Genomic DNA, 24,955 nt, shown 5'->3' on the forward strand with positions numbered 1-24,955 from the left:
CGGGGGTCACGCGGCCCGGACGAAGTGATCGCGTCCGGCGCCGCTCACCGGCCCCTCCGTGTCGTGGCCCCCAGTGCGACGGCCGAAGCGGCGCAGGCCCCGGGCGGAGCCGGTGGACTCGGCGGCCTCGTGGGTCAGGCGCCGGGCGGCGGCCTCGCGGACGAGCTGGGCGTGGTTCATGCGGTGGAGTTCGTACTCGAACATCGGGTGCTCCCTGGTCGCTTCGGGTTTCGGTATCGCTCCTTGCGATGCCTCTACTCTCGGTTCCCAGGGGGTGCGGCCACATCGGGCGAGTGCCGCATGTTCGGGGTACGGGGGGCCTTAGGCGGACCTCAGGGGGGCCTTAGACGGATGGGTACCCGGCTCAGGACCCGGTGGTGGGCAGGCTCAGGAAGAGGTCGAAGTAGGTGCCGACCGACAGGAGCAGCCCGAGTCCGCCCAGGACGGCGCCGCCGAGGGCGACCGCGCGGACCCAGACGGGGCGGTCGGGGCGGGCGAGGACCAGGACGAGGACGGCGGTGACGAGCGCGAGCAGCGCGAAGACGCCGTTGACGAGGGCGGTGCTGTGCCAGGCGTCGCCGTAGATCTCGGAGATCTGCTGGGCAGGGGCGGCGGACTGGCTGCTGATCTGGCCGATGAGCGTCTCGCGCTCGGAGACGACCTTGCCGGTCCAGGTGCCGGTGAGCGCGACGGCGCCGAGTGCGGCGGAGACGACGGCCGCACCGCCGGCGCCGACGCCCGAGGAGGCAGGGGCCTCCGCCAGGAGCTCGTCCAGCTCGTCGTCGTCCAGTTCCTCGTCGGCCGGCTCGTCGGCGGACGCGTCCGACGCGGCCGGCTCGTCGTCCTGCGCGGCGAGCGGCTCGACGGAGGCCCCGGCCGCGACGGAGGCCTCGGTGGCGGCCTCGGCCGCCGGCTCCGTCGCCGGCTCTGCGGTCTTCTCGTCGATCTTCGCGTCGGTCTTCGTGATGTCCATGCGGCGCACGCTAGGCGGCCCACATGAGAACCGTCTTAAGACGCGGTCGTCTCCGCCGCCGCCTTGGCGGCGCGCCACTCGGACGCGAGGACGGCCCAGACCTCCGTGTCGGAGCGGGTCCCGCGGTACGGGTAGTTCTCGCGCAGGACGCCCTCCCGCGTCATGCCCAGGCGGCGGGCGACGGCGATGCTCGGGCCGTTCTTCGAGGAGGCGTGCCATTCGACGCGGTGGATGCCGCGCTCCTCGATCGCCCAGTCGATGATGACCCGGCAGGCCCGGGTGACGAGGCCCTTCCCGGCGGCCGCGGGCTCCAGCCAGCAGCCCGCCTCCGCGGAGCCGTACGCGACGTCCATGGTCCGGAAGAGGACGCCGCCGACGAGCGTGCCGCCGGTCCAGATGCCGTAGATGCGTCCGGTGTCGTTCGCGGCCTTCTCGGCGTACGAGCGGAGGAAGGCGCGGGCGGAGTCGACGTCCGCGACGACGTCCGCGAGGACGATGTGCTCCCCGACGAACTCCCGGCCCCGGTCCATGTGGGCGAGGAACTCCTCCGCCTGCCAGGGCTCCAGGGGCCGCAGCTCGGCACCGTCGTCACCCAGCGATATCGCGAACATCGTCGTTCTCCTCGACCATCGAAACCGTCACACGTTGCCCCGGGATCTTCGCACGGGCGTCCGCCGCGGCACGGCTCTCGGGCGGCTCGATGCTGATCCGGGGCAGGATCCGGTCGAGGCGTTTCGGCAGCCACCAGTTCGCCCCGCCGAGCATGTGCATGAGGGCCGGGACGAGCAGGGTGCGCAGGACGAAGGCGTCGAGGGCGACGGCCGCGGCGAGCGCGATGCCGAACATCGCGATGACCCGGTCGCCGGAGAGGACGAAGGCGAGGAAGACCGCGATCATGATGACGGCGGCGGAGTTGATCACCCGGCTGGTCTCGGCGAGGCCGACCCGGACCGCCCGCCGGTTGTCGCCGGTCTCCAGCCACTCCTCGTACATCCGGCTGACCAGGAAGACCTGGTAGTCCATGGAGAGTCCGAAGAGGACGGAGACCATGATCACGGGGAGGAAGGGTTCGATCGGTCCGGCGCTGCCGAGGCCGAGGAGTTCGCTCCCCCACCCCCACTGGAAGATCGCCACGACGATGCCGAACGCGGCAGCGACGGCCGCGACGTTCATGGCGGCGGCCTTGAGCGGGATGCCGATCGAGCGGAAGGCGAGCAGGAGCAGCAGACAGCCGAGCGCGATGACCACGCCGACGAAGAGCGGCAGCTTGCCGACGATGATCTCGGCGAAGTCGTCGTAGGAGGCGGTGACGCCGCCGACGTGCACGTCCAGGGACGTGCCGGCCTCGGCCTTCGGCAGGACGTCCGTGCGGAGCCGGTCGACGAGCTCGCTGGTCGCCTTGGACTGGGGCGAGGAGTCGGGGACGACGGTGAGGACGGCGGTGTCGCCGGAGCTGTTGTACGTGACCGGGGAGACGGACGCGACCCCTCGGGTGGCGGAGAGCGCGGCCGGCAGCTGGTCGAGGGCGACCCGGTCGTCGGCGCCGTCGAGCCCGGCGACGAGGGTGAGCGGCCCGTTGACCCCCGGCCCGAAGCCGTCGGCGATCAGGTCGTACGCCTGCCGGGTGGTCGCGGTGGCCGGGCCGTTGCCCTGGTCGGAGGTGCCGAGGTGGAGCGCGAAGGTGGGCAGCGCGAGGACGGCCATGACGACCGCGGCGACGGCCCCGAGGAGCTTCGGGTGGCGCTCGACGAAGGCGGACCAGCGGGCGGCGAAGCCCGTGGGGAGCTCGGGCTGCGGCCCGCGCTCGGCGAGGGTCCGCCGTTCGCTCCGGGACAGGGCGCGCATGCCGATGAGCGAGAGCAGCGCGGGCAGCAGGGTGATGGAGGCGGCGACCGTGAGGACGACGGTGAGGGAGGCGGCGATGGCGACGCCGTTGAGGAAGCTGAGCCGCAGGATCAGCATGCCGAGGAGGGCGATGCAGACGGTGGCCCCGGCGAAGACGACGGCGCGGCCGGTGGTGGCGACGGCGATCCCGGCGGCCTCGGGGACGGAGAGTCCGCGTTTCAGGCCCTTCCGGTGCCGGGTGACGATGAAGAGCGCGTAGTCGATGCCGACGCCGAGGCCGACGAGCATGCCCAGCATGGGCGCGAAGTCGGCGACGGTCATCAGATGGCCGAGGAGGACGATCCCGGAGTACGCGATGCCGACGCTGACCAGCGCGGTCGCGATGGGGAGCACGGAGGCGGCGAGCGAGCCGAAGGCGAGGAAGAGGACGACGGCCGCGACGGCGACGCCGACGACCTCGGCGATGTGGCCGCCGGGGGCCTCGGTGAGGGCGACGGCGGTGCCGCCCAGCTCGACCGCGAGGCTGTCGGCGGCGGCCGCCTTCGCCGTGTCGACGAGGGCCTGGGCCTGCGCCTCGGGGATGTCGTCGGCCTGCGCGTCGAAGGTGACCGTGGCGTAGGCGGTGTGCCCGTCCTCGCTGATCTGGCCGGCCGTGTCCCCGTACGGGGAGGTGACGGTGGCGATCCCGGGGAGTCCGGCGACCTCGTCGAGCATCGCGGTCATGCGCCGCTCGACGGCGTCGGCGCGGACGCTGCCCTGTTCGGTGTGCCAGACGATGGTGTCGCTGTCGCCGCCGAGACCGTGGAAGCCGCGGTCGAGGAGGGCGGTGGCCCGGCCCGACTCGGTGCCGGGGACCTCGTAGTCGTTGGAGTACGCGCTGCCGGCGAGCACCGCACCGGTGCCGACCCCGCCGAGGGCGAGGAGCCAGAGGAGAACGACGACGAGACGGTGCCGGATGCACCATCGGGCGATGGCTGCCAAGAGACGTGCTCCCTGGGTGGTTCGTGGATCTTGCACGGGAGCGGCCCGAGAAGAACGCATGACCTAATCGCGCCCACTCTTGCAGCCAAACGTGATCGTTTGCCCCTTTCGTGTCGATGCTCACAGCCGTGCGCGGGGGCTCGGGACCGAAGTCCCGGACCCCCGCGCACGGAGGGGATCGACCCGGCGACCGTGGGGTCATCCGGAGACGCTGGGGCGTCCGTTCTCGATGTGGCCCATGAGACGGCGGCGGAAGCCACCGGGCGCGGTGACCTCGACGTCGTACCAGCCGTGCGCGTCGGCGGCCGAGTGCACGACCGTACGGGTCTTCCCGGGCTTCACGGTCACCGTGCGGGTCCAGTCGGCGAGGTCGTCCTCGTCCACGTACCCGAGCGGCCGGACCGTGAAGGAGAGGGAGGCCGTACCCGTGTTCCGTACGGTCAGGTGCAGGTCACGGTCGTGGTGATCGATACGGGAGGCCAGCTCGGCGACGCCCGCCGCGGGGCCTTCGAACTCGCGGCGGAAGCCGTTCGGGCCGGTGATCGTGAAGCGGTAATGATCACTCGTAACGGGGACGGTCCACTCCCCCTTCCCCCGGACGTCCCGGTGCTGCGGGACGGCGAACTCGCCCGCGTACGGGTAGAGGGCGAAGTGCGCGCTCGCCCGGCCGGTGTTGCGCAGGGCCACGGTCACGGCCCCGGGCGCGACGGTCGCGGCGGCGTCCGGCTGGTACGGCAGGGGGCGGGCCGGGCGGGCGCCGGGCTCCTGGACGGGCATCCGCTGGACGGCCGGGGGCTGGGGCCGCCAGCGGCCGGTGAACGGCGGGATCGGTCCGGGCTGCTCGACGGGCGGCTGCCGGCGGCCGCGCGTGAAGTCGAAGGCGGAGGTGAGGTCGCCGGTGACGGCCCGGCGCCACGGCGTGATGTTGGGCTCGGCGATGCCGGTCAGCTTCTCCAGGAAGCGGATCACGGAGGTGTGGTCGAAGGTCTCGGAGCAGACGTAGCCGCCGACCGTCCAGGGGGAGACGACGAGCAGCGGGACGCGGATGCCGAGGCCGGTGGGCTGGCCCTTCCAGCGCTCGTCCGTGTTGTCGGCCGGCGGGACCGGCGGCGGCACGTGGTCGAAGAAGCCGTCGTTCTCGTCGTAGTTGATCAGCACGACGGTGTGGCGCCAGACGTCCGGGTGCGAGCCGAGGGCGTCGAGCACCTTGTAGACGAGACTGGCGGAGGCGATCGGCGAGGAGGAGCCGGGATGCTCCGAGTCGATCGCGGAGGGCACGAGGTACGAGACCTCGGGGAGCGTGCCGGCGGCGATGTCGGCGCGGAAGGCGTCGGCGAGGGTGCCGCTCTCGACGCGGCGCAGTCCGCGCTCGAAGAGGGAGCGCTCGGCCTCGGTGAGGCCGGCGACGCCCTCCTCCAGGAGACCGAGGAGGCGGGTCCGCTCCGCGGCGTCGTCGGTGTCGCGGACGGCGGCGTAGAACGACTCCATGAAGGTGTGCCCGCCGGTCCCGGCGAGAGCCTTCCGGGCGATGTTCTTGAAGGTGGTGAAGAACTCGATGTTGTTGTCGGTGAAGTTCTCCCATTCCGTGTACGTCTTCCAGCTGCGCCCGGCGGCTTCGAGCCGCTCGGCGTAGGTGGGCCAGCCGTAGCCGGGGTGGGTGCCCTCGGCGTAGGCGGCGTTGGTGACGGCCCGGCTGCCGTCCGCCTCGAAGCCGGTCCAGCCGGACCAGAGGTGGTTGCGGTTGGGGCTCGTCGAGGTGTGGACGGACGAGTGGTACGCGTCGCAGATGGTGAACGTGTCGGCGAGCTCGTAGTGCAGGGGGATGTCCTGCCGGTCGTAGTACGCCATGGTGGCGGCCGTCTTGGCCGAGACCCAGCCGTCCATCCAGCCGCCGCGCCAGGCCTTGCCGCCGCCGCTCCAGGAGTGGTCGAGGTCGCCGATGTACTGGAGGTCCTTCTGCTGCGTCTCGGCGGCGCCGCGGATCGGGAACGGCAGGACGGTCCGGCCGAGCGCGGCGGGCTGCTCGAACACGGGCTTGCCGGAGGGCAGCTCGATGGCGTTGCGGTCGGAGAATCCGCGGACGCCGCGCAGCGTCCCGAAGTAGTGATCGAAGGAACGGTTCTCCTGCATCAGGATCACCACGTGCCGCACCGCCCCCATCCCGCCGGCCGGGGGCTCCGCGGCCATCGCCGCCTGCAACGACGGCGGCAGCAACGAACCGGCCGCGGCGACACCGAGGGCGCCACCGCCCAGTGCGAGGAGCCTTCTGCGGGACAGCTCGGGGGACATCTCGGATGACAAGACCGACCTCCAGTCGACGGCCAATGGTTCGCCTTCGAGCCATTGGGTGGTACGTCGGGGACGGTAGTGAGGCGGGATGACGCCGAGAAGACCCGACGGGGGCGCGGTGGTGAACGTCCAAGAGGACGCGCCGGGAATCCAAGCGATTTCCGGCCACCTTCACCCCGCGCCGGAAAGGCCCCGAGCACCGGATCCGTGTGCGGGACCGCTCCCGCGTTGACCTCCGACACACCGGAACGGCAAGCTGATCCTCTGTCAATCACTGTGCCTTGGGGGAAACTTGAGCAACACGGCACACCACATCGGCCCCGACTCCACTCCTGACCGGTACCGGCTCCTCCGGTCCATCGGGCGGGGCGGCGAGGCCGTGCTCTATCTCGCGGAGATCCAGCTGGCCGGCGGCACGGAGCCCGTCGTCGTCAAGATCCTCGACTCGAAGACGACGATCACGCCCGAGGTCTTCGAGCGGATCAGCCAGAAGTGGAACGAGCAGGCGGAGCTGCTGCGCTTCGTCCACCGCCCGGGCGTGGTCGGCGTACGGGAGCACTTCCAGGGCCCGCCGATCCACCGCCCCGGCGAGTCCGGGACCATCACCGGCCGGGCCCTGGTGCTCGTGATGAACCACGTCGACGGCCTCGACCTGCGCGACTGGCGGGCCGAGCGCACGCTCACCACGCCGGCCGAACGGCGCGAGGTGATGCGGACCCTGGAGCAGCTCGCGGACGTCCTGGACTGGTTGCACTCCGGGAAGGCCACGCCCTCCGGGCGGACGGTCGTCCACGGCGACCTGTCGCCGGGCAACGTCATGGTCGACGAGCACGGCCAGGCCACCCTGGTCGACTTCGGTCTGAGCAAACTGACCGCCGATCACCAGACCGCCGAGGTCTGGTTCACCCCCGGCTACGCGGCACCGGAGATCTTCGCGGGCAAGCGCACCCCGAGCACCGACCGCTACGCCTTCGGAGCCATCGCGTACTTCCTGCTCAGCGGGGAGTCCCCGCCGGCCGCGCCCGAACAGCTGGTGTCCGCGCTCGGCTCGCTGCCGCAGATCGCGGGGCTGCCGGCGGAGCAGCGCGAGCGGGTCCTGAGCATCGCGGCCGCCGACGCGGACCGCCGCCCGCTCTCCCTGTCGTCCTGGGTGAAGGACGTCCGGCACGGGATGGTGTCCACGACGACCTCGCGCCCGGCGACGGTCGAGGACGCGGTCCCGCCGGTCCCCACCCCGCGGCCCCTGGCGGCACCCGCGGTGCCGCCGGTGGCGCCTCCCCTGGCCCCGCCGCCGCCGGCGACCCCGCCTCCCACGCCGGTGGCCCAGCCGCCGGTGGCAGCCCCACCGCCGGCCGCGGCGCCTCAGCCGGTCCTGGCCGCCCAGCCCGTGGTGGACCCTCAGCCCCTCGTGACCCCCCAGCACCTCGTACCGGAGCCCTCCGCCGAGCCGCCCACGGTCGCGACGCCCGGCTTCGGGGCACCGACGCCTCCCTCGGCGTCCGCGCCCGCCTCGACGGCCCCCTCCGCACCCGCGCCGCGCCGCCGCCGCAAGGGCCCGCTCATCGGCGCCGCGGCCGGGGTCGTCCTGATCGCCGTCCTCGCGGTGATCGGCGTCCGGCTGCTCGGCGACAAGGCGGACGAGGACGGCAAGAACAAGGCCGGCGGGAGCCCTTCCACCACGGCCGCCACCTCCGTGCCCGCCACGACGGAACCCACGACGGAGCCCACGACGGAAGCGCCGGTGGAGGAGCCCACGGACGAGCCGACCTCCGAGGAACCGACGGACACCCCGACCACCGACCCGGAGGGTTCCGCGAGCCCGACCGACGACCCCGGGTCCGTGCGGGACCTGCCCGTCGCCGATCTCACCGCCCTCGCCTCGGTCAGCGATCCCGACGACTTCGTCATCGGCAGCGCCAAGATCGACACCAAGGAGTACGGGGCCGCCCTCATCGGCGACTGCTACAACGGCGCGTACGTCGAGTACGACCTCAACCGTGAGTGGAAGGCCTTCGAGTTCACCGCCGGGATCGACGACGGCTCCAGGATCGAGTCCGCACGGGTCGTCATCTCCGTCGACGACCAGCCCGCGCTCTTCAACGAGACCGTGGACCTCGGAAAGCCGGTCACCAAGTCCCTGAACATCGAAGGGGCCCTGCGGCTGCGGCTCAAGGTGGAGTCGACCTGCGACGACTCCGGAAACGCGGTCATCGCCGCCCCGCTGCTCAAGCGGTAGCGCGTACGGACGACGCGAGCGGCCCCGCACCGGAACTCCGGTGCGGGGCCGCTCACATGTCCGTACGAGAAGAGGCTCAGCCCTCGCTGACGCCCAGCTTCTCCAGGATCAGGTCCTTGACCTTCGCCGCGTCCGCCTGGCCGCGGGTGGCCTTCATGACCGCACCCACCAGGGCGCCGACCGCCGCGACCTTGCCGCCGCGGATCTTGTCCGCGATGGCCGCGTTGCCCGCGATGGCCTCGTCGACCGCCGTACCGAGCGCGCCGTCGTCGGAGACGACCTTCAGACCGCGCTTCTCGACGACCGCGTCCGGGGTGCCCTCGCCGGCGAGAACGCCCTCGATGACCTGGCGGGCCAGCTTGTCGTTCAGGTCACCGGAGGCGACCAGGGCCGAGACCCGGGCCACGTCCGACGGGGTGATCGCCAGCTCCTCCAGCGCGACGCCCTGCTCGTTGGCGTTACGGGCGAGCTCGCCCATCCACCACTTGCGGGCCGAGGTCGCGTCCGCGCCCGCCTCGATCGTGGCGACGATCGAGTCGACCGCGCCCGCGTTGAGGATGGACTGCATGTCCAGCTCGGACACGCCCCACTCCTCGCGCAGCCGGTTGCGGCGCACGCGCGGCAGCTCGGGCAGCCCGCCACGCAGCTCCTCGACCCAGGCGCGGGCCGGGGCGACGGGGACGAGGTCGGGCTCCGGGAAGTACCGGTAGTCCTCGGCGTTGTCCTTGATCCGGCCGGAGGTGGTGGAGCCGTCGTCCTCGTGGAAGTGACGGGTCTCCTGGATGATCGTGCCACCGGCGGTGAGCACGGCCGCGTGGCGCTGGATCTCGAAGCGCGCCGCGCGCTCCACCGAACGGAGCGAGTTGACGTTCTTCGTCTCCGAGCGGGTGCCGAAGGTCTTGGTGCCGTTCGGACGCAGCGACAGGTTCACGTCGCAGCGCATCTGGCCCTTGTCCATGCGCGCGTCGGAGACACCGAGGGCGCGGATCAGCTCGCGCAGCTCGGCGACGTACGCCTTGGCGACCTCGGGGGCCCGCTCGCCCGCGCCCTCGATCGGCTTGGTGACGATCTCGATGAGCGGGATGCCGGCGCGGTTGTAGTCCAGCAGGGAGTGGGACGCGCCGTGGATACGGCCGGTGGCGCCGCCGACGTGCAGCGACTTGCCGGTGTCCTCCTCCATGTGGGCGCGCTCGATCTCCACGCGGAAGATCTCGCCGTCCTCCAGCTGGACGTCCAGGTAGCCGTTGAAGGCGATCGGCTCGTCGTACTGGGAGGTCTGGAAGTTCTTCGGCATGTCCGGATAGAAGTAGTTCTTCCGGGCGAAGCGGCACCACTCGGCGATCTCGCAGTTCAGCGCGAGACCGATCTTGATGGCCGACTCGACGCCGATCGCGTTGACCACCGGCAGCGAGCCGGGCATGCCGAGGCAGGTCGGGCACGTCTGCGAGTTCGGCTCCGCGCCCAGCTCGGTCGAGCAGCCGCAGAACATCTTCGTCTTGGTGCCGAGCTCGACATGGACCTCCAGGCCCATGACGGGGTCGAACGCCGCGAGGGCCGCGTCGTACGACAGCAGTTCAGTGACAGTCACGGTGAGACTTTCCCTCTCAGCCCAGCAGGACGTCGTCGTCGCCCAGGCGCTTGAGCTCCCGGTAGAGGATCGCCAGGCCGGTAACGATGGCGGCGGCGGACACGGCGGAGTCGATCAGCCGCAGCATGTCGTTGTCGTTGCGCGCCAGCTTGACCTGCTTCGCAACACTCACCGCACCGAAGGCGGTGGTCGCCAGCGACACGTAGACGCCGGTCTTGGACTTCTTGAAGTTCTTGGCCTTCTTTGCCATGGCACTCACAGCGACGGAGCCTCCTCAAGCAGCGGATGCCCCCACTTTTCCACGAACGCGGCCTCGACGGCGGCGCCGACCTTGTACAGCCGGTCGTCCTTCAGGGCGGGAGCGATGATCTGCAGGCCGACCGGCAGGCCGTCCTCGGGCGCGAGGCCGCAGGGCAGCGACATGGCGGCGTTGCCGGCCAGGTTGGTCGGGATGGTGCACAGGTCCGCGAGGTACATCGCCATCGGGTCGTCGGCGCGCTCGCCGATCGGGAAGGCGGTGGTGGGGGTCGTCGGGGAGACGATCACGTCCACCTCCTCGAAGGCCTTCTCGAACTCGCGGGTGATGAGGGTACGGACCTTCTGGGCCGAGCCGTAGTACGCGTCGTAGTAGCCGGAGCTCAGCGCGTACGTGCCCAGGATGATGCGGCGCTTGACCTCGTCGCCGAAGCCGGCCTCACGGGTGAGGGCGGTGACCTCCTCGGCGGACCGCGTGCCGTCGTCGCCGACCCGCAGGCCGTAGCGCATGGCGTCGAAGCGGGCCAGGTTCGAGGAGCACTCGGACGGCGCGATCAGGTAGTACGCCGAAAGGGCGAGGTCGAAGGTCGGGCAGTCCAGCTCGACGATCTCGGCGCCCAGCGACTTCAGCAGCTCGACGGACTCGTCGAAGCGCTGCACGACACCGGCCTGGTAGCCCTCGCCGCGGAACTGCTTGACGACGCCGACGCGCATGCCGGCGACCGAGCCGTTCCGGGCGGCCTCGACGACCGGCGGGACCGGGGCGTCGATGGAGGTCGAGTCGAGCGGGTCGTGCCCGGCGATCGCCTCGTGCAGGAGGGCCGCGTCCAGGACCGTACGGGCGCAGGGGCCGCCCTGGTCGAGGGAGGACGAGAAGGCCACCATGCCGTAGCGGGAGACCGCGCCGTAGGTCGGCTTGACGCCGACCGTGCCGGTGACGGCCGCGGGCTGGCGGATGGAGCCGCCGGTGTCCGTGCCGATGGCGAGCGGGGCCTCGTACGCGGCGAGGGCGGCCGAGGAGCCACCGCCGGAGCCGCCGGGGATCCGGGTCAGGTCCCAGGGGTTGCCGGTCGGACCGTAGGCGCTGTTCTCCGTGGAGGAGCCCATCGCGAACTCGTCCATGTTCGTCTTGCCGAGGATGACGACGTCGGCGGCCTTGAGGTTCTTGACCAGGGTCGCGTCGTACGGCGGGATCCAGCCCTCGAGCATCTTCGAACCGACGGTCGTCGGAATGCCGACCGTGGTGAAGATGTCCTTGAGCGCGAGCGGGACGCCGGCCAGCGGGCCGAGCTTCTCGCCGCGGGCGCGCTTCTCGTCGACGGCGCGCGCCTGCGCGAGGGCGCCCTCGCGGTCGACGTGCAGGAAGGCGTGGACCTTCTCGTCGACGGCCTCGATACGGGCGAGGTGGGCCTCGGTGACCTGGACCGCGGTGAGCTCGCCGGCGGCGATCTTCCCGGCGATCTCGGCGGCCGTGAGCTTGATGATGATGTTGTCCGTCATGACGTGTTAGTCCTCCCCCAGGATCTGCGGCACCTTGAAACGCTGCTGCTCCTGGGCCGGGGCGCCGGAGAGCGCCTGCTCGGGGGTGAGCGACGGACGGACCTCGTCCGCGCGCATGACATTGGTCAGCGGCAGCGGGTGGGAGGTCGGCGGTACGTCTTGGTCGGCGACCTCGGAGACGCGGGCGACCGCGCCGATGATGTCGTCGAGCTGGCCGGCGAAGTGATCGAGTTCTTCGCCCTTCAGCTCCAGACGCGCCAGCCGTGCGAGGTGGGCGACCTCCTCGCGCGTGATGCCAGGCATGCGGATCCTCACGGGGTGAGCTTGATGGTGTGGGCCCATCCTATGGGGCCGGTGCCGCTCCCCGTGAAACGGTCGGGCCGGGGCGCGACACCCTCTACTGGACTACCTGGCCCGAGGGGTGGTCGACGTCGACCTCGGCGGCGAGGTCGGCGGCGATGTCGACGGGGCGGCGCCAGCCGCGCTCGCCTCGGGCCAGCAGCCAGGCGGTCGCCTCTTCGGGCGGCATCGCGGCGGCGACCAGCCAGCCCTGGACGGCGTCGCAGCCCAGGTCGCGGAGGCGCTCCCAGGTCTCGTCGTCCTCCACGCCCTCGGCGACGACGAGGAGGCCGAGGGAGTGGGCGAGGTCGAGGGTGCAGCGGACGATCTCGGCGTCCTCGGTGTCGACGGCGAGCCGGGCGACGAAGGAGCGGTCGATCTTCAGTTCGCTGACGGGCAGCCGCCTCAGGTGGACGAGGGAGGAGTAGCCGGTGCCGAAGTCGTCGAGGGACATCTTGACGCCGTGGCCGGTGAGGCCGTTGAGGGTGTCGGCGGCCCGCTGGGGGTCCTCCAGGAGCACGTGCTCCGTTATCTCCAGCTGGAGGGCGCCGGCCGGGACGCCGTGGCGGGCGAGGCGGGCGGCGACGGCGCCCGCGAAGCCGGGGGTGTGGACGTCGCGCGGCGAGACGTTGACCGCCACCGGGACGTTGAGGCCCTGGGCGCGCCAGCGGGCGACCTGGGCGAGGGCGGTCTCCAGGACGTATTCGGTGAGGTGGGGCATCAGGCCGGAGGACTCGGCGATGGCGATGAACTCGTCCGGCGGGACCTTCCCGCGCTCGGGGTGGACCCAGCGGACGAGCGCCTCCAGACCGGCGACCTGACCGTCGAAGCGGACCTTGGGCTGGTAGTGGAGTTCGACCTCGCCGGCGTCGAGGGCGCGGCGCAGGTCGCCGAGGAGGCCGAGCCGGTCGGGGGTGTTGGAGTCGCGCTTGGACTCGTAGACCTCGACGCCCGTGCGGTCCCGCTTCGCCTGGTACATGGCGACGTCGGCGCGGCGCAGCAGGCCCTCGGCGTCGAGGGCGTGGTCGGGGAAGACGGCGACGCCGGCGCTGGCCTCCAGGACGAGGGTGAGTCCGTCGAGGTCGAGCGGGGAGGAGAGTTCGGCGACGAGGTGGCGGGCGACGCGCTGGGCGCTGGTGGTGGAGTCGGCGGTGGGCAGCAGGACGGCGAACTCGTCGCCGCCGAGCCGGGCGGCCTCGGCGCCGCGGGGCAGGGCGAGGCGGAGCCGGTCGGCGATCTGGAGGAGCAGCCGGTCGCCCGCGAGGTGTCCGAGGGTGTCGTTGACCGACCGGAACCGGTCGAGGTCGATCAGGACGAGGGCGGCGCGGGCGCCTTCGCCCTCGGCCTCCTCCAGGGCCGTCCAGGCCCGTTCCAGGAGCCACTGGCGGTTGGGGAGTCCGGTCAGCGGGTCGCGCAGCTGTTCCTCGGCGCGGGCCCGGGCGATCCAGAGGGTGGAGTCGAGGGCGATCAAGGGGACGGCGAAGAGGGGCAGGAGGACGGGCCGGGTGGCGGCGACGACGCAGATGAGCGGGGCGATGCCGAGCAGGGCGACGGCGACGAGCCCCTGCCGGAGGAGGGCGGTGCGGGCGATGGTGGGCAGTCCGCGGCCCTGGGGCGCGAGCGTGTACCACAGCAGGATCCGGGTCACCACGAGGTAGGCGGCCGCGGCGAGGACGACTTCCGGGAGGTCCCCGATCGCCCAGTCGAGGGGCTGCCAGGGCTCCTCGACGGTCGGTACGTCGCCGAAGAGGGCGAGGACGAGGGCGGCGGCGCCGACCCCGAGGACGTCGGCGGCGCCGTGCAGCAGGCCCTGTCGCCAGCGGTGCCGGCGGGCGGCGCCGACGAGGGCGACGACGGTCAGCGAGACGAGTCCGGCGGGCACCCAGCCGTACAGCAGGAGCACGGCGAGGGTGAGGGCGGCGCCGGAGCCCGTACCGCCCCACCAGCGGTCGCGGCCGAGCGCGACCAGGTGACCGACGATGAGGCCGGTGAGGACGGCGAGGGACCAGCCGGCGGCCCCGCCGGGGAACAGTCCGTGTCCGGTGCTCAGGGCCCGCTGGAGGCCGGCGACGAGCACGACGGCGGCGATGCCCACCACGGCTGCGGGCAGCCGGGAGGTCGGGCCCGTGGGGACCACACGGCCGTACGGCCGTGGGGCCGGGGCGGCGCTCTCGGTCGGTTCCATTCCCGTCCCTCTCACAGGCGGCGGTGCCGTCGGTGTGCGATGGGCCGCGCTCGCGCGGCCGTCCGTCGTCCGGCCGACCGCCATGCGGTCGCCACCGGGCGGCCGTTCCTCATGCCACTGGGCCGTTCGTCCTGGCGCGCACGACCGGCACAGCCCTCGCGCGGACGTGCGGGACAGGACGCACGGTCACCACAGTAGGCCGCCGAGGGCTCCGACGGGCAGCGCTCTCCCTCTCTTGCCCGAATGCGACCCGGCCACCCGTAACGATCTGGTATGCGCCGAACGGGTGACCGCACGGGCGGCCGGCGGCGGCTATTCGGCGACCGGCACCGCGGCCTCGCGAGCGGCTTCGGGACCTTGTTCGAGCAGGACGGAGAAGCCCTCCTCGTCCAGAACCGGAACCTTCAGCTGCATCGCCTTGTCGTACTTCGAACCAGGGTTTTCGCCGACGACCACGAAGGCGGTCTTCTTCGAAACGGAACCGGTCACCTTCGCTCCGAGCGCCTGGAGGGACTCTTTTGCGCCATCCCTGGTGAACTTCTCCAGGGTGCCGGTGACGACGACCGTGAGACCTTCGAGCGGACGCGGTCCGACGTCCTCCCCGGCGCCCTCGTCCTCCAGCGTCACTCCGGCGGCGCGCCACTTGCGCACGATCTCGCGGTGCCACTCCTCGGCGAACCACTGCTTCACGGCGGTCGCGATGATCCCGCCGACGCCGTCGACGGCCGCCAGCTCCTCCTCGCTCGCCTGCTCGATCCGCTCCAGGGAGCGGAACTCACGGGCCAGCGCCTCGGCCGCGACCGGACCCACGTGCCGGATCGACAGGCCGTTGATGAAACGGGCGAGCGGCCGCTCCTTGGCCGCCGCGATGTTCTCCAGCATCGACAGGGCGTTCTTCTTCGGCTCGCCCTTCTGGTTGGCGAAGACCGTGACGATCTTCTCCTCGCCGGTCTTCGGATCCCGCTTGGGCAGCCCGCTGTCCGGGTCGAGGACGTACGCCTTGATCGGAAGGAGCTGCTCGATGGTGAGGTCGAAGAGGTCGCCCTCGTCGACGAGCGGCGGCTCGGCTGGCTCCAGGGGGCGGGTCAGCGCCGCCGCCGCCACCGAGCCGAAGTTCTCGATGTCCAGGCACTGGCGCCCGGCGAGGAAGAACAGCCGCTCGCGCAGCTGGGCGGGGCAGGTCCGGGCGTTCGGGCAGCGGAGGTCGATGTCGCCCTCCTTCATCGCCTTCAGCGGCGTCCCGCACTCCGGGCACTCGGCGGGCATCACGAACTCCCGCTCGCTGCCGTCCCGCAGGTCCGCGACCGGCCCGAGGATCTCGGGGATCACGTCACCGGCCTTGCGCAGCACGACCGTGTCGCCGATGAGCACGCCCTTGGCCTTCACCACCTCCTGGTTGTGGAGGGTGGCGAACTCGACCTCGGAGCCGGCCACGGTCACCGGCTCCACCTGCGCGTACGGCGTGACGCGCCCGGTGCGGCCGACGCCGACCTTGATGTCGACCAGCTTGGTGTTGACCTCCTCCGGCGCGTACTTCCAGGCGATGGCCCAGCGGGGGGCGCGCGCCGTGGAGCCGAGCCGGCCCTGGAGGGAGATCTCGTCGAGCTTGACGACGACCCCGTCGATCTCGTGCTCGACGGAGTGGCGGTTCTCGCCGAAGTACGCGATGAACTCCCGCACGCCGTCGAGGGAGTCGACCACCCGATTGTGCCGGGCGGTCGGCAGGCCCCACTCGTGGAGCAGTGCGTACGTCTCCGCGAGCCGGGAGATCTCGAAGCCCTCGCGGGCGCCGATGCCGTGGACCACCATGTGGAGCGGGCGGGAAGCGGTGACCTTGGGGTCCTTCTGGCGCAGCGAACCGGCGGCCGCGTTCCGCGGGTTGGCGAAGGGCTTGTCCCCCGCCTCCACCAGGCGGGCGTTGAGCCCCTCGAAGGCCTCCATCGGGAAGTAGACCTCGCCGCGGATCTCGACGAGGTCCGGGACGCGGTCGCCGTGCAGCCGGTCCGGGATGTCGGCGATCGTCCGGACGTTGGGCGTGATGTCCTCGCCGGTGCGGCCGTCGCCGCGGGTCGCGGCCCGGGTCAGCCGGCCGTGCTCGTACGTGAGGTTCACGGCGAGGCCGTCGACCTTGAGCTCGCACAGGTAGTGGTAGTCGGGGGTGCCGACGTCCCGCGCGATCCGGTCGGCCCAGGCGGCCAGTTCCTCGTCGTCGAAGGCGTTGTCCAGGGAGAGCATGCGCTCCCGGTGCTCGACGGAGGTGAAGTCGGTCTCGTACTGCCCGGCGACCTTCTGGGTCGGCGAGTCCGGTGTCCGCAGCTCCGGGTACTCCTCCTCCAGCGCTTCGAGCGTGCGCAGGAGCGTGTCGAACTCGCCGTCGCTGATGACCGGCTGGTCCTTCACGTAGTACCGGAAGCGGTGCTCCTCGATCCGCTCCGCCAGGTCGGCGTGCTTCTCCCGTGCCTCGGCGGGCAGGGCCCCCTGTTCGACTGCCACCTTCGTCCGTCCTCCCGTGCCTCGAAACCCGGTCACTCTGGGTTGTCCGCGAGCGATCTCGCCGCCCGGGCGCAGTGGGCGAGCGCCGCGCGGGCGTAGGCGGGCGAAGCGCCCGCGAACCCGCACGTGGGGGTGACGACCACGGACTCGGCGAGAGTCCCCGGATTCAGCCCCAGCCTGCGCCACAGCGTCCTGACACCCATGACGCTACCGCCCGGGTCCGACAACGGGCCGTCGGTGGACGGCACCACACCGGTGAAGAGCTTCGTGCCTGCCTCCACGGCCTCGCCGATCGACTCCTCGTCACGTTCGGTGAGGAGCCCGAAGTCGAACGAGACCCCGGCGACGCCGGCCCGGCGCAGCAGCGCGAAGGGGACGTCGGGGGCGCAGGAGTGGACGACGACCGGCCCGTCGTGGACCGCGACGACCTCCCGCAGGGCGCTTTCGGCGACCTGCCGGTCGACGGCCCGGTAGGTGCGGTAGCCGCTGGCGGTACGGACGCGTCCGCCCAGGACGGCCGTGAGCGAGGGCTCGTCGAGCTGGAGGACGATCCGGGCGCCGGGGATCCGCTTGGCCAGCTCCGCGAGGTGGGTGCGGAGGCCTTCCGTGAGGGAGCCGACCAGGTCGCGGCAGGCGCCGGCGTCCCTGAGGGCGGCTTCCCCGCCGCGCAGCTCCAGGGCGGCGGCGAGCGTCCACGGGCCCACCGCCTGCACCTTGAGCGGGCCATCGTACCCCTGGGTGAACTCCTCCAGGGCGTCCAGGTCCTCGCCGAGCCAGGAGCGGGCCCGCTTGGTGTCCCGGCCGGGCCGGTCGCTGAGCCGCCAGCCGCTCGGCTCGACGTGCGCGTACAAGTCGACGAGCATCCCGATGGTCCGGCCGATCATGTCGGCGCCGGGCCCGCGGGCGGGCAGCTCCGCGAGGAAGGGGAAGTCCTCGAAGGATCCGGTGACCGTCTTCGCGGCCTCGCGGGCGTCGCCGCCGGGCAGGGACCCTACGCCGGTGGCGGGGCCGAAGGCCCTCGCGTCGCCCTTGGCTGCGTCTGCGTCGCTCATGCCTATCGCCCCGGACGGACGGTCAGGTCGTTGATCTCGGCGTCGCGCGGCAGGTCGATCGCGGTGAGGATCGCCGTCGCGACCGACTCCGGGTCGATCCACTTCGACGGGTCGTACTCCTTGCCCTCCTGCTGGTGCACCTTCGCCTGCATGGGGCTCGCGGTGCGGCCCGGGTAGACCGAGGTCACCCGCACGCCGTGGGCGTGCTCCTCGTGGCGCAGGGAGTCCGCGAGGGCCTTGAGGCCGTGCTTGGAGGCGGCGTACGCGCTCCACTCGGCGTGCGCGGCGAGCCCGGCGCCCGAGTTCACGAACACGACGTGGCCCTGGGAGACCCGCAGCTGGGGCAGGAGGTGCCGGGTCAGCTCGGCCGGGGCGATCAGGTTGACGTTGAGCTGGTGGTGCCAGGTCTTCGGGGTGAGGTCCCCGACCGGCCCGAGGTCGACGACGCCCGCGATGTGCAGCAGGCTGTCCACCCGCTCCGGCATGGTCTGGTGCGAGAAGGCCCAGGACAGCCGGTCCGGGTCGGCGAGGTCCCCGACGAGGGTCCGCGCGCCGGGGAACTCCGCGGCGAGCTCCTTGGCCCGTCCCGCGTCGCGCGCGTGCAGCACGAGTTCGTCCCCGCGCGCGTGGAGGCGGCGCGCGACGGCCGCGCCGATGCCGGAACCGGCTCCGGTGATCACATGTGTAGCCATGGGCACCATGCTCGCATCAGCGGGAGGCGATGTTCCCCTCCAGGTATGCGAGGGCCGTCGGGCCGTCCTCCGCGAAGAAGACGAGGTCGGTCAGCGGGATCGGCAGGAAGCCCTCGTCCTCCATGCGGCGGAGCTGGGTCTTCAGACCGTCGTAGAAGCCCGCCGTGTTGAGCAGGACCACCGGCTTGGTGTGCTTGCCGTGCTTCTTCAGCTCCAGGATCTCGGTGGCCTCGTCGAGGGTGCCGATGCCGCCGACCATGACGACGATCGCGTCGGACTTGGCGAGGAGGAGCGCCTTGCGCTCGGCCAGGTCCCGGGTGACGACCATCTCGTCCGTGCCCGGGCGGGCCTTGGCCTGGAGGAAGTCGACGGAGACGCCGACGAGCCGGCCGCCCGCCTCCTCGGCGCCGTCCGCGACGACCTTCATCAGGCCCGTGTCGGAGCCGCCCCACACGAGCGTGTGGCCGGCCTTGCCGAGGAGGCCGGCGAACTCGCGCGCCGGAGCCGTGTAGCGCTCGTCGAGGTCGGCGGCGGAGAGGAAGACGCAGATGTTCATGCGCTCCACCGTAGGGGGTGCCGAGCGGGGCTACGCCGGGGTGGGCTCCGTCGTGCGGCGGGTCGTCGTGGCGATCGTGGCCGAGCCGACGACGCGCGTGCCGTCGTAGAGCACGATCGCCTGGCCGGGGGCCACGCCGCGGACGGGCTCCTCGAAGGCGACCGTGAGCTCGCCGTCCGCCAGGACGGCCGTCACCTCGGTCTCGCCGCCGTGGGCGCGGAGCTGGGCGGTGTAGCGGCCGGAGCCCTCGGGGGCCGTGCCGCACCAGCGGGGCTTGATCGCGGTGAGGGCGGTGACGTCCAGGGCCTCGACGGGGCCGACCGTCACCGTGTTGTTCACGGGCGAGATGTCGAGGACGTAGCGGGGCTTGCCGTCGGCGGCCGGGTGGCCGATCCGCAGGCCCTTGCGCTGGCCGATGGTGAAGCCGTACGCACCCTCGTGGGTGCCGACCTTCGCGCCGGCCTCGTCGACGATGTCGCCCTCCGCCTTGCCCAGGCGGGAGGCGAGGAAGCCCTGGGTGTCGCCGTCGGCGATGAAGCAGATGTCGTGGCTGTCGGGCTTCTTCGCGACCGCGAGCCCGCGCCGCTCGGCCTCCGCCCGGATCTCGTCCTTGGTGGTGAGGGTGTCGCCGAGGGGGAACATCGCGTGGGCGAGCTGCTTCTCGTCGAGCACGCCGAGGACGTACGACTGGTCCTTGGCCATGTCGGAGGCGCGGTGCAGCTCGCGCGTGCCGTCGTCGTTGAGGACGACCGTGGCGTAGTGACCGGTGCAGACCGCGTCGAAGCCGAGGGCGAGGGCCTTGTCGAGCAGCGCCGCGAACTTGATCTTCTCGTTGCAGCGGAGGCAGGGGTTGGGCGTGCGGCCCGCCTCGTACTCGGCGACGAAGTCGTCGACGACGTCCTCGCGGAACCGCTCGGCGAGGTCCCACACGTAGAACGGGATGCCGATGACGTCGGCGGCCCGGCGGGCGTCGCGCGAGTCCTCGATCGTGCAGCAGCCGCGCGCTCCGGTACGGAACGACTGCGGGTTCGCGGAGAGCGCGAGGTGCACGCCGGTGACGTCGTGGCCCGCTTCGGCGGCACGGGCGGCGGCGACGGCGGAGTCCACACCGCCGGACATGGCGGCAAGGACGCGGAGGGGGCGCGAGGGCTGGGTCTGAGTCATAGCCCTACCAGGGTACGGGGCCCGGGAACCATGGTCGCGGGAGTAAGCGTTCTCTTGGGCATGGGGAGCAAGGGGAGCGGTGCGGACAGGCGGGTGGGGCGGCGGGCCGTCCTGCTCGGCGGCGGGGTCGCCGTGCTGGGCACGGCCGCGCTGGCCAGGGACGAGCTGGCGCGCGCGTGGTGGCGACTGCCGGGCATGGAGAAGAAGCGCGTCGAGGGCGAGCTCGACCACAAGGGCGCCGAGTGGACGTCGGCGGCGCGGGCGAACTGGCGGCGGGCCGACCGGCCGGACGACTACGGGATAGACCGGGTCGTGATCCATGTCGTGCAGGGCAGTTACGCGACCGCGCTGAAGGTCTTCAAGAACCCGGGGCACGGGGCCGCCGCGCACTACGTCGTCCGCAAGGACGGCCATGTGGCGCAGATGATCCGGGAGCTCGACGTCGCGTTCCACGCGGGGAACCGCGACATGAACGAGCGGAGCATCGGCATCGAGCACGAGGGCTTCGTCGACCGGCCGCAGGACTTCACGGCGGCGATGTACGCGGGGTCGGCGCGGCTGACGGCCGACATCTGCGCCCGGCACGGGATACCCGTGGACCGGGAGCACATCATCGGGCACGTGGAGGTCGAGGGCACCGACCACACCGACCCCGGGCCGCACTGGGACTGGGACCGCTATCTGCGGCTCGTGCGCGAGGCGTCGAAGAAGCCCGTGTGACGGGCGTTCCCCCTAGCTGAGGCCGGCGGTCCTCGCGCGTTCCACGGCCGGGCCGATCGCCTCGGCGACGGCCGTCACGTCCTCCTCGGTGGAGGTGTGGCCGAGGGAGAAGCGCAGGGTGCCCCGGGCCAGGTCCGGGTCGGTGCCCGTGGCGAGCAGGACGTGGCTGGGCTGGGCGATGCCGGCGGTGCAGGCGGAGCCGGTGGAGCAGGCGATGCCGGCGGCGTCGAGCAGCAGGAGCAGGGAGTCGCCCTCGCAGCCCGGGAAGGTGAAGTGGGCGTTGGCGGGGAGCCGCTCGACGGGGTCGCCGCCGAGGATCGCGTCGGGGACGAGCGTGCGGACGGCGGTGACGAGCTCGTCGCGCAGGGCGCCGACCTCGCGGGCGAACTCCTCGCGGCGCTCGGTGGCGAGCCGGGCGGCGACGGCGAAGGCGGCGACGGCGGGCACGTCGAGGGTGCCGGAGCGGACGTGCCGCTCCTGGCCGCCGCCGTGCAGGACGGGCACGGGGGTGTACTCACGGCCGAGGAGGAGGGCGCCGATCCCGTACGGGCCGCCGATCTTGTGGCTTGAGACGGTCATCGCGGCGAGGCCGGAGGCGGCGAAGTCGACCGGGACCTGACCGACGGCCTGGACGGCGTCGGCGTGCAGGGGTACGCCGAACTCGGCGGCGACGTCGGCGAGTCCGCGGACCGGCATGACGGTGCCGATCTCGTTGTTCGCCCACATGACGGTGGCGAGGGCGACGGACCCGGGGTCGCGGGCGATCGCCTCGCGCAGGGCCTCGGGGTGGACCCGGCCGTAGCGGTCGACGGGCAGGTACTCGACGTCGGCGCCCTCGTGGGTGGCGAGCCAGTCGACGGCGTCGAGGACGGCGTGGTGCTCGACCGGGCTGGCGAGGACGCGGGTACGGCGCGGGTCGGCGTCGCGGCGGGCCCAGTAGAGGCCCTTCACGGCGAGGTTGTCGGCCTCGGTGCCGCCGGAGGTGAGGACGACCTCGCTGGGCCGCGCGCCGAGCGCGGCGGCGAGCGTCTCGCGCCCTTCCTCGACGGTCCGCCGGGCGCGCCGACCGGGGGCGTGCAGGGAGGAGGCGTTGCCCGTGACGGCGAGGTGGGCGGTCATCGCCTCGATCGCCTCGGGAAGCATGGGCGTGGTCGCGGCGTGGTCGAGGTAAGCCATGGTGGGTCGATTCTACGAGTCCACCGCGGCGGCCCCGGCGCCCGGCCTGTTTACGCCCCTGCTCTCGCCGTCACGCGGGCCGCCCGGGCGTTCAGCCGCGCGGGGCGCGGGCCAGTTGGCGGGACTGGGCGACCAGGCGGTCGGCGCTGTCCCAGACCTCGGCGTCCTCCTCCAGGAAGCCGCCGGCGAGGTTGCGGGTCGTGATGGAGACCCGCAGGGGGCCGGGGGCCGGGCGGCAGCGGACGTGGGTGGTGAGCTCCACGGTCGGGGTCCAGCCCTTGAGGCCGAGCTCGAAGGAGGTCGGCGGCAGCGCGTCGACCGTGAGCAGCAGGGAGAGCGCGTCCGGCTCGCGGCCGTCGGCGAGGCCGAACCAGGCCCGCATCTCGCCCTTGCCGGACGGGGCGCCGATCGCCCAGCCCACGCAGGCCGGGTCGAGGCGGAGGTCCAGGCGGTCGGCGATGGCGGAGGAGCCGGGGATCCTCGGGGCCGGGTTGTCGGCGGCGCTGAAGCAGTTCTCGATCGGGGCGAACGCGGGCGGCGTCGCGGTGGTGCGGACGTCGTCGGCGAGGGCGTCGAGGTCGCCGTACGAGGCGAGGACGCGGATGCGCTCGACCTCGGTGCCGTCCTCGGCGTACTGGAAGAGCGAGGCCTGCCCGGTGGAGAGGGTCCGGCCGGTGCGGACGGTCTCGGTCCGGATCACCGCGGGACCGGGCACGGACGGCGTGAGGTAGTGCGCCGAGATCGTGAACGGGTCGGGGTGCGGGAGGTGGTCGCCGAGGGCGCGGCCGAGCAGCGCGAGGAGGTAGCCGCCGTTGACGGCCTGGATGATCGTCCAGCCGGCCGAGAGGTCGGCGTCGTAGACGCCGGGGGCCCGGAGGGTGACGGCGGTGTCGCGGTCGAACTCGCTCGCGGTCTCGACGGCGGTCGTCGCGGCGGCGGTCGTCTCGGTGCTCGTGCTCATGGATCCGACGGTACACCGGCTCATTACTGAGCGGTAGCTTTTTCCGGTTCCTCGCGGGCGGAGGAGCGGCGGTTCCAGGCGCGGGGCGCGCGCCAGTGGTAGTGCATCGCGAGCAGGCGGAGGACGAAGGCCGTGAGGACGGCGGCGCCGCTGGTGAAGGCGTTGAGCATGTCGAAGCGGATGCAGAGGACGACCATCGTCGCTCCGACGATCGCGGGGACGGCGTACAGGTCGCGGTCCCAGCGCAGCAGGGACGGCACCTCGTTGGCGAGCACGTCCCGCAGGACGCCGCCGCCGACGGCGGTCGCGAGGCCGAGCGCGGCGGAGGCGGTGAGGCCGAGGCCGTAGTCGTACGCCTTCGTCGTGCCGGTCACGCAGAACAGCCCGAGGCCGGCCGCGTCGAAGACGTTGACGGCGCGCTGGGTCCGCTCGACCTCGGGGTGGAGGAAGAAGACGAGGACGGTCGCGACCAGCGGCATGACGAAGTAGCCGAGATCGGTGAAGGCGGCCGGGGGTACGGCGCCGATGATCAGGTCGCGGAGGAGACCGCCGCCGAGGGCGGTGACCTCGGCGAGGACCGCTATGCCGAAGACGTCGAAGTTCTTGCGGACGGCGAGGAGCGCGCCGGAGATGGCGAAGACGAAGATGCCGACGAGGTCCAGGGCGTGCTGGACATCGGGGCTGAACAGAGTGTGGAGCACCGCCCAATTGTGCCGGTTGTCTCCGTGGGACGGCGGAGGCCCCTGCCGCATGGGTGCGGCAGGGGCCTCCGGGTGTCACGCCTTGGGCGCTTCGCCCTCGGTCGACGGCTCCGGGTCGGACTCGGGCGCCGCCGCGGACTCGGCCTCGGTCGCGGACTCGGCCTCGGTCGAGGCCTCGGTCGCGGACTCCGCCTCGACGTCCGTCGCCTTCTCCTCGGTCTTCGTGATCTCGACCGACTCCCGGGCCCCCGGGATCGTCAGGCCCTCCGTGTTCTCCGGGTGGTGGCAGGCCACGCGCTGGCCCGGCCGGAGTTCCAGGAGCGGGGGCTCCTGGGTCTTGCAGAGGTCCGTCGCCTTCCAGCAGCGGGTGTGGAAGCGGCAGCCCGGCGGCGGCGCGATCGGGGACGGGACGTCGCCCGTGAGCAGGATGCGGTCGCTCTTGGCGCCCCGGCGGCGCGGGTCCGGGATCGGGACCGCGGACATCAGGGCCCGGGTGTACGGGTGCATCGGGTTCTCGTACAGGGACTTGCGGTCCGCGAGCTCGACGACCTTGCCGAGGTACATCACCGCGATGCGGTCCGAGACGTGCCGGATGACCGAGAGGTCGTGCGCGATGATCACGTACGTGAGGCCGAGCTCCTGCTGGAGGTCGTCCAGCAGGTTGACCACCTGGGCCTGGATGGAGACGTCCAGGGCCGACACCGGCTCGTCCGCCACCACCAGCTTCGGCTTCAGGGCCAGGGCCCGGGCGATGCCGATGCGCTGGCGCTGACCGCCCGAGAACTCGTGCGGGTAGCGGTTGTAGTGCTCGGGGTTGAGGCCCACGAGACCCAGGAGGCGCTGGACCTCCTTCCGCACACCGCCCTCGGGCTCGACGCCCTGGAGCTTGAACGGGGCGGAGACGATCGTGCCGACCGTGTGGCGCGGGTTCAGCGAACCGTACGGGTCCTGGAAGATCATCTGGATGTCCCGGCGGAAGGGGCGCATCCCGCCGACTCCCAGGTGGGAGATGTCCTTGCCCTGGAACTCGACCGTGCCGTCGGTCGGTTCCAGCAGCCGGGTGATGAGCCGGCCCATCGTGGACTTGCCGCAGCCGGACTCGCCGACGACGCCGAGGGTCTCACCGGGCAGGACCTCGAAGTCGATCCCGTCGACCGCCTTGACCGCGCCGGTCTGGCGCTGGAGAAGCCCCTTCTTGATGGGGAAGTGCTTCTTCAGGCCGGTGACCTTGAGGAGGGGTTCCATGGTC

General features: G+C 72.3%; 21 protein-coding genes. 2 read left to right on the forward strand and 19 right to left on the reverse strand.

Translation table 11 applies throughout. The features are described from left to right. Nucleotides 1–6: 6 nt before the first annotated feature. The 5 genes from ACIBG6_RS14245 to ACIBG6_RS14265 form a co-directional block, all read right to left on the reverse strand. Nucleotides 7–204: a hypothetical protein gene (locus ACIBG6_RS14245; protein ID WP_399222882.1), complete on the reverse strand. Its 198-nt coding sequence runs from the start codon at nucleotides 202–204 to the stop codon at nucleotides 7–9. A gap of 160 nt (nucleotides 205–364) precedes the next feature. Then, the gene (locus ACIBG6_RS14250; RefSeq protein WP_399222883.1) at nucleotides 365–973 is read right to left on the reverse strand and encodes a hypothetical protein; all 609 of its coding nucleotides are present in this window, start codon (nucleotides 971–973) and stop codon (nucleotides 365–367) included. A gap of 35 nt (nucleotides 974–1,008) precedes the next feature. Then, the gene (locus tag ACIBG6_RS14255; RefSeq protein ID WP_399222884.1) at nucleotides 1,009–1,584 is read right to left on the reverse strand and encodes a GNAT family N-acetyltransferase; all 576 of its coding nucleotides are present in this window, start codon (nucleotides 1,582–1,584) and stop codon (nucleotides 1,009–1,011) included. Beyond that, nucleotides 1,562–3,799: an MMPL family transporter gene (locus tag ACIBG6_RS14260; protein ID WP_399222885.1), complete on the reverse strand. Its 2,238-nt coding sequence runs from the start codon at nucleotides 3,797–3,799 to the stop codon at nucleotides 1,562–1,564. The genes ACIBG6_RS14255 and ACIBG6_RS14260 overlap by 23 nt, the downstream gene beginning before the upstream one ends. A gap of 198 nt (nucleotides 3,800–3,997) precedes the next feature. Then, on the reverse strand, nucleotides 3,998–6,088 hold the full coding sequence (locus ACIBG6_RS14265; RefSeq protein WP_399223353.1) for a phosphocholine-specific phospholipase C: 2,091 nt from the start codon (nucleotides 6,086–6,088) through the stop codon (nucleotides 3,998–4,000). A 292-nt stretch (nucleotides 6,089–6,380) separates the two neighbouring features. Here ACIBG6_RS14265 and ACIBG6_RS14270 point away from each other — a divergent pair, with 292 nt between their 5' ends. After that, entirely contained in the window at nucleotides 6,381–8,324 is a 1,944-nt protein-coding gene (locus ACIBG6_RS14270; RefSeq protein ID WP_399222886.1) for a protein kinase, read from the forward strand. A 76-nt stretch (nucleotides 8,325–8,400) separates the two neighbouring features. Here the strand turns inward: ACIBG6_RS14270 and gatB are convergent, their stop codons facing one another. The 10 genes from gatB to mnmA form a co-directional block, all read right to left on the reverse strand. After that, nucleotides 8,401–9,912, reverse strand: coding sequence for an Asp-tRNA(Asn)/Glu-tRNA(Gln) amidotransferase subunit GatB (gene gatB / locus ACIBG6_RS14275; RefSeq protein WP_399222887.1), 1,512 nt, complete (start codon nucleotides 9,910–9,912; stop codon nucleotides 8,401–8,403). Nucleotides 9,913–9,928: 16 nt separating this feature from the next. Further along, nucleotides 9,929–10,162, reverse strand: coding sequence for a hypothetical protein (locus ACIBG6_RS14280; protein WP_328491032.1), 234 nt, complete (start codon nucleotides 10,160–10,162; stop codon nucleotides 9,929–9,931). Nucleotides 10,163–10,167: 5 nt separating this feature from the next. Then, nucleotides 10,168–11,667, reverse strand: a complete 1,500-nt coding sequence (gene gatA / locus ACIBG6_RS14285) for an Asp-tRNA(Asn)/Glu-tRNA(Gln) amidotransferase subunit GatA (protein ID WP_399222888.1) — start codon at nucleotides 11,665–11,667, stop codon at nucleotides 10,168–10,170. Nucleotides 11,668–11,673: 6 nt separating this feature from the next. After that, entirely contained in the window at nucleotides 11,674–11,970 is a 297-nt protein-coding gene (gene gatC, locus ACIBG6_RS14290) for an Asp-tRNA(Asn)/Glu-tRNA(Gln) amidotransferase subunit GatC (RefSeq protein WP_015036350.1), read from the reverse strand. 94 nt (nucleotides 11,971–12,064) lie between these two features. Beyond that, nucleotides 12,065–14,191 carry a putative bifunctional diguanylate cyclase/phosphodiesterase gene (locus ACIBG6_RS14295; protein ID WP_399222889.1) on the reverse strand — a complete coding sequence of 709 codons (2,127 nt, stop codon included), beginning with the start codon at nucleotides 14,189–14,191 and terminating at the stop codon, nucleotides 12,065–12,067. 312 nt (nucleotides 14,192–14,503) lie between these two features. Then, nucleotides 14,504–16,684, reverse strand: coding sequence for an NAD-dependent DNA ligase LigA (ligA, locus tag ACIBG6_RS14300; protein ID WP_399222890.1), 2,181 nt, complete (start codon nucleotides 16,682–16,684; stop codon nucleotides 14,504–14,506). A 32-nt stretch (nucleotides 16,685–16,716) separates the two neighbouring features. Further along, complete coding sequence (locus ACIBG6_RS14305; protein ID WP_399222891.1) at nucleotides 16,717–17,736, reverse strand: methionine synthase; 1,020 nt, start codon at nucleotides 17,734–17,736, stop codon at nucleotides 16,717–16,719. Nucleotides 17,737–17,738: 2 nt separating this feature from the next. Beyond that, nucleotides 17,739–18,437 carry an SDR family oxidoreductase gene (locus ACIBG6_RS14310; protein WP_399222892.1) on the reverse strand — a complete coding sequence of 233 codons (699 nt, stop codon included), beginning with the start codon at nucleotides 18,435–18,437 and terminating at the stop codon, nucleotides 17,739–17,741. Between the two features lie 7 nt (nucleotides 18,438–18,444). After that, nucleotides 18,445–18,984 carry a TIGR00730 family Rossman fold protein gene (locus tag ACIBG6_RS14315; RefSeq protein WP_399222893.1) on the reverse strand — a complete coding sequence of 180 codons (540 nt, stop codon included), beginning with the start codon at nucleotides 18,982–18,984 and terminating at the stop codon, nucleotides 18,445–18,447. Between the two features lie 30 nt (nucleotides 18,985–19,014). Next, nucleotides 19,015–20,148: a tRNA 2-thiouridine(34) synthase MnmA gene (gene mnmA / locus ACIBG6_RS14320; RefSeq protein WP_399222894.1), complete on the reverse strand. Its 1,134-nt coding sequence runs from the start codon at nucleotides 20,146–20,148 to the stop codon at nucleotides 19,015–19,017. A gap of 60 nt (nucleotides 20,149–20,208) precedes the next feature. Between mnmA and ACIBG6_RS14325 the strand changes: the two genes are divergently transcribed. Continuing rightward, nucleotides 20,209–20,868 carry an N-acetylmuramoyl-L-alanine amidase gene (locus ACIBG6_RS14325; RefSeq protein ID WP_399222895.1) on the forward strand — a complete coding sequence of 220 codons (660 nt, stop codon included), beginning with the start codon at nucleotides 20,209–20,211 and terminating at the stop codon, nucleotides 20,866–20,868. A 12-nt stretch (nucleotides 20,869–20,880) separates the two neighbouring features. Here the strand turns inward: ACIBG6_RS14325 and ACIBG6_RS14330 are convergent, their stop codons facing one another. The 4 genes from ACIBG6_RS14330 to ACIBG6_RS14345 form a co-directional block, all read right to left on the reverse strand. Further along, the gene (locus ACIBG6_RS14330; protein WP_399222897.1) at nucleotides 20,881–22,044 is read right to left on the reverse strand and encodes a cysteine desulfurase family protein; all 1,164 of its coding nucleotides are present in this window, start codon (nucleotides 22,042–22,044) and stop codon (nucleotides 20,881–20,883) included. Between the two features lie 91 nt (nucleotides 22,045–22,135). Next, nucleotides 22,136–23,005 carry a thioesterase family protein gene (locus ACIBG6_RS14335; RefSeq protein ID WP_399222898.1) on the reverse strand — a complete coding sequence of 290 codons (870 nt, stop codon included), beginning with the start codon at nucleotides 23,003–23,005 and terminating at the stop codon, nucleotides 22,136–22,138. A 23-nt stretch (nucleotides 23,006–23,028) separates the two neighbouring features. After that, the gene (locus ACIBG6_RS14340; protein ID WP_399222900.1) at nucleotides 23,029–23,706 is read right to left on the reverse strand and encodes a trimeric intracellular cation channel family protein; all 678 of its coding nucleotides are present in this window, start codon (nucleotides 23,704–23,706) and stop codon (nucleotides 23,029–23,031) included. 75 nt (nucleotides 23,707–23,781) lie between these two features. After that, nucleotides 23,782–24,951, reverse strand: coding sequence for an ABC transporter ATP-binding protein (locus tag ACIBG6_RS14345; protein WP_399223355.1), 1,170 nt, complete (start codon nucleotides 24,949–24,951; stop codon nucleotides 23,782–23,784). Between the last annotated feature and the right edge of the window lie 4 nt (nucleotides 24,952–24,955).

The sequence above is a fragment of the Streptomyces sp. NPDC050842 genome (assembly GCF_044456565.1).
Lineage (GTDB): Bacteria > Actinomycetota > Actinomycetes > Streptomycetales > Streptomycetaceae > Streptomyces.

Coding starts and splice junctions, on each gene's coding strand:
- ACIBG6_RS14245 (WP_399222882.1), bottom strand. CDS start 204: ATGTTCGAGTACGAACTCCACCGCATGAACCACGCCCAGCTCGTCCGC.
- ACIBG6_RS14305 (WP_399222891.1), bottom strand. CDS start 17,736: ATGAGCGACGCAGACGCAGCCAAGGGCGACGCGAGGGCCTTCGGCCCC.
- ACIBG6_RS14255 (WP_399222884.1), bottom strand. CDS start 1,584: ATGTTCGCGATATCGCTGGGTGACGACGGTGCCGAGCTGCGGCCCCTG.
- ACIBG6_RS14345 (WP_399223355.1), bottom strand. CDS start 24,951: ATGGAACCCCTCCTCAAGGTCACCGGCCTGAAGAAGCACTTCCCCATC.
- gatA (WP_399222888.1), bottom strand. CDS start 11,667: ATGACGGACAACATCATCATCAAGCTCACGGCCGCCGAGATCGCCGGG.
- ACIBG6_RS14280 (WP_328491032.1), bottom strand. CDS start 10,162: ATGGCAAAGAAGGCCAAGAACTTCAAGAAGTCCAAGACCGGCGTCTAC.
- gatC (WP_015036350.1), bottom strand. CDS start 11,970: ATGCCTGGCATCACGCGCGAGGAGGTCGCCCACCTCGCACGGCTGGCG.
- ACIBG6_RS14330 (WP_399222897.1), bottom strand. CDS start 22,044: ATGGCTTACCTCGACCACGCCGCGACCACGCCCATGCTTCCCGAGGCG.
- ACIBG6_RS14265 (WP_399223353.1), bottom strand. CDS start 6,088: ATGTCCCCCGAGCTGTCCCGCAGAAGGCTCCTCGCACTGGGCGGTGGC.
- ACIBG6_RS14325 (WP_399222895.1), top strand. CDS start 20,209: ATGGGGAGCAAGGGGAGCGGTGCGGACAGGCGGGTGGGGCGGCGGGCC.
- ACIBG6_RS14315 (WP_399222893.1), bottom strand. CDS start 18,984: ATGAACATCTGCGTCTTCCTCTCCGCCGCCGACCTCGACGAGCGCTAC.
- ACIBG6_RS14250 (WP_399222883.1), bottom strand. CDS start 973: ATGGACATCACGAAGACCGACGCGAAGATCGACGAGAAGACCGCAGAG.
- ACIBG6_RS14295 (WP_399222889.1), bottom strand. CDS start 14,191: ATGGAACCGACCGAGAGCGCCGCCCCGGCCCCACGGCCGTACGGCCGT.
- mnmA (WP_399222894.1), bottom strand. CDS start 20,148: ATGACTCAGACCCAGCCCTCGCGCCCCCTCCGCGTCCTTGCCGCCATG.
- ACIBG6_RS14310 (WP_399222892.1), bottom strand. CDS start 18,437: ATGGTGCCCATGGCTACACATGTGATCACCGGAGCCGGTTCCGGCATC.
- ACIBG6_RS14335 (WP_399222898.1), bottom strand. CDS start 23,005: ATGAGCACGAGCACCGAGACGACCGCCGCCGCGACGACCGCCGTCGAG.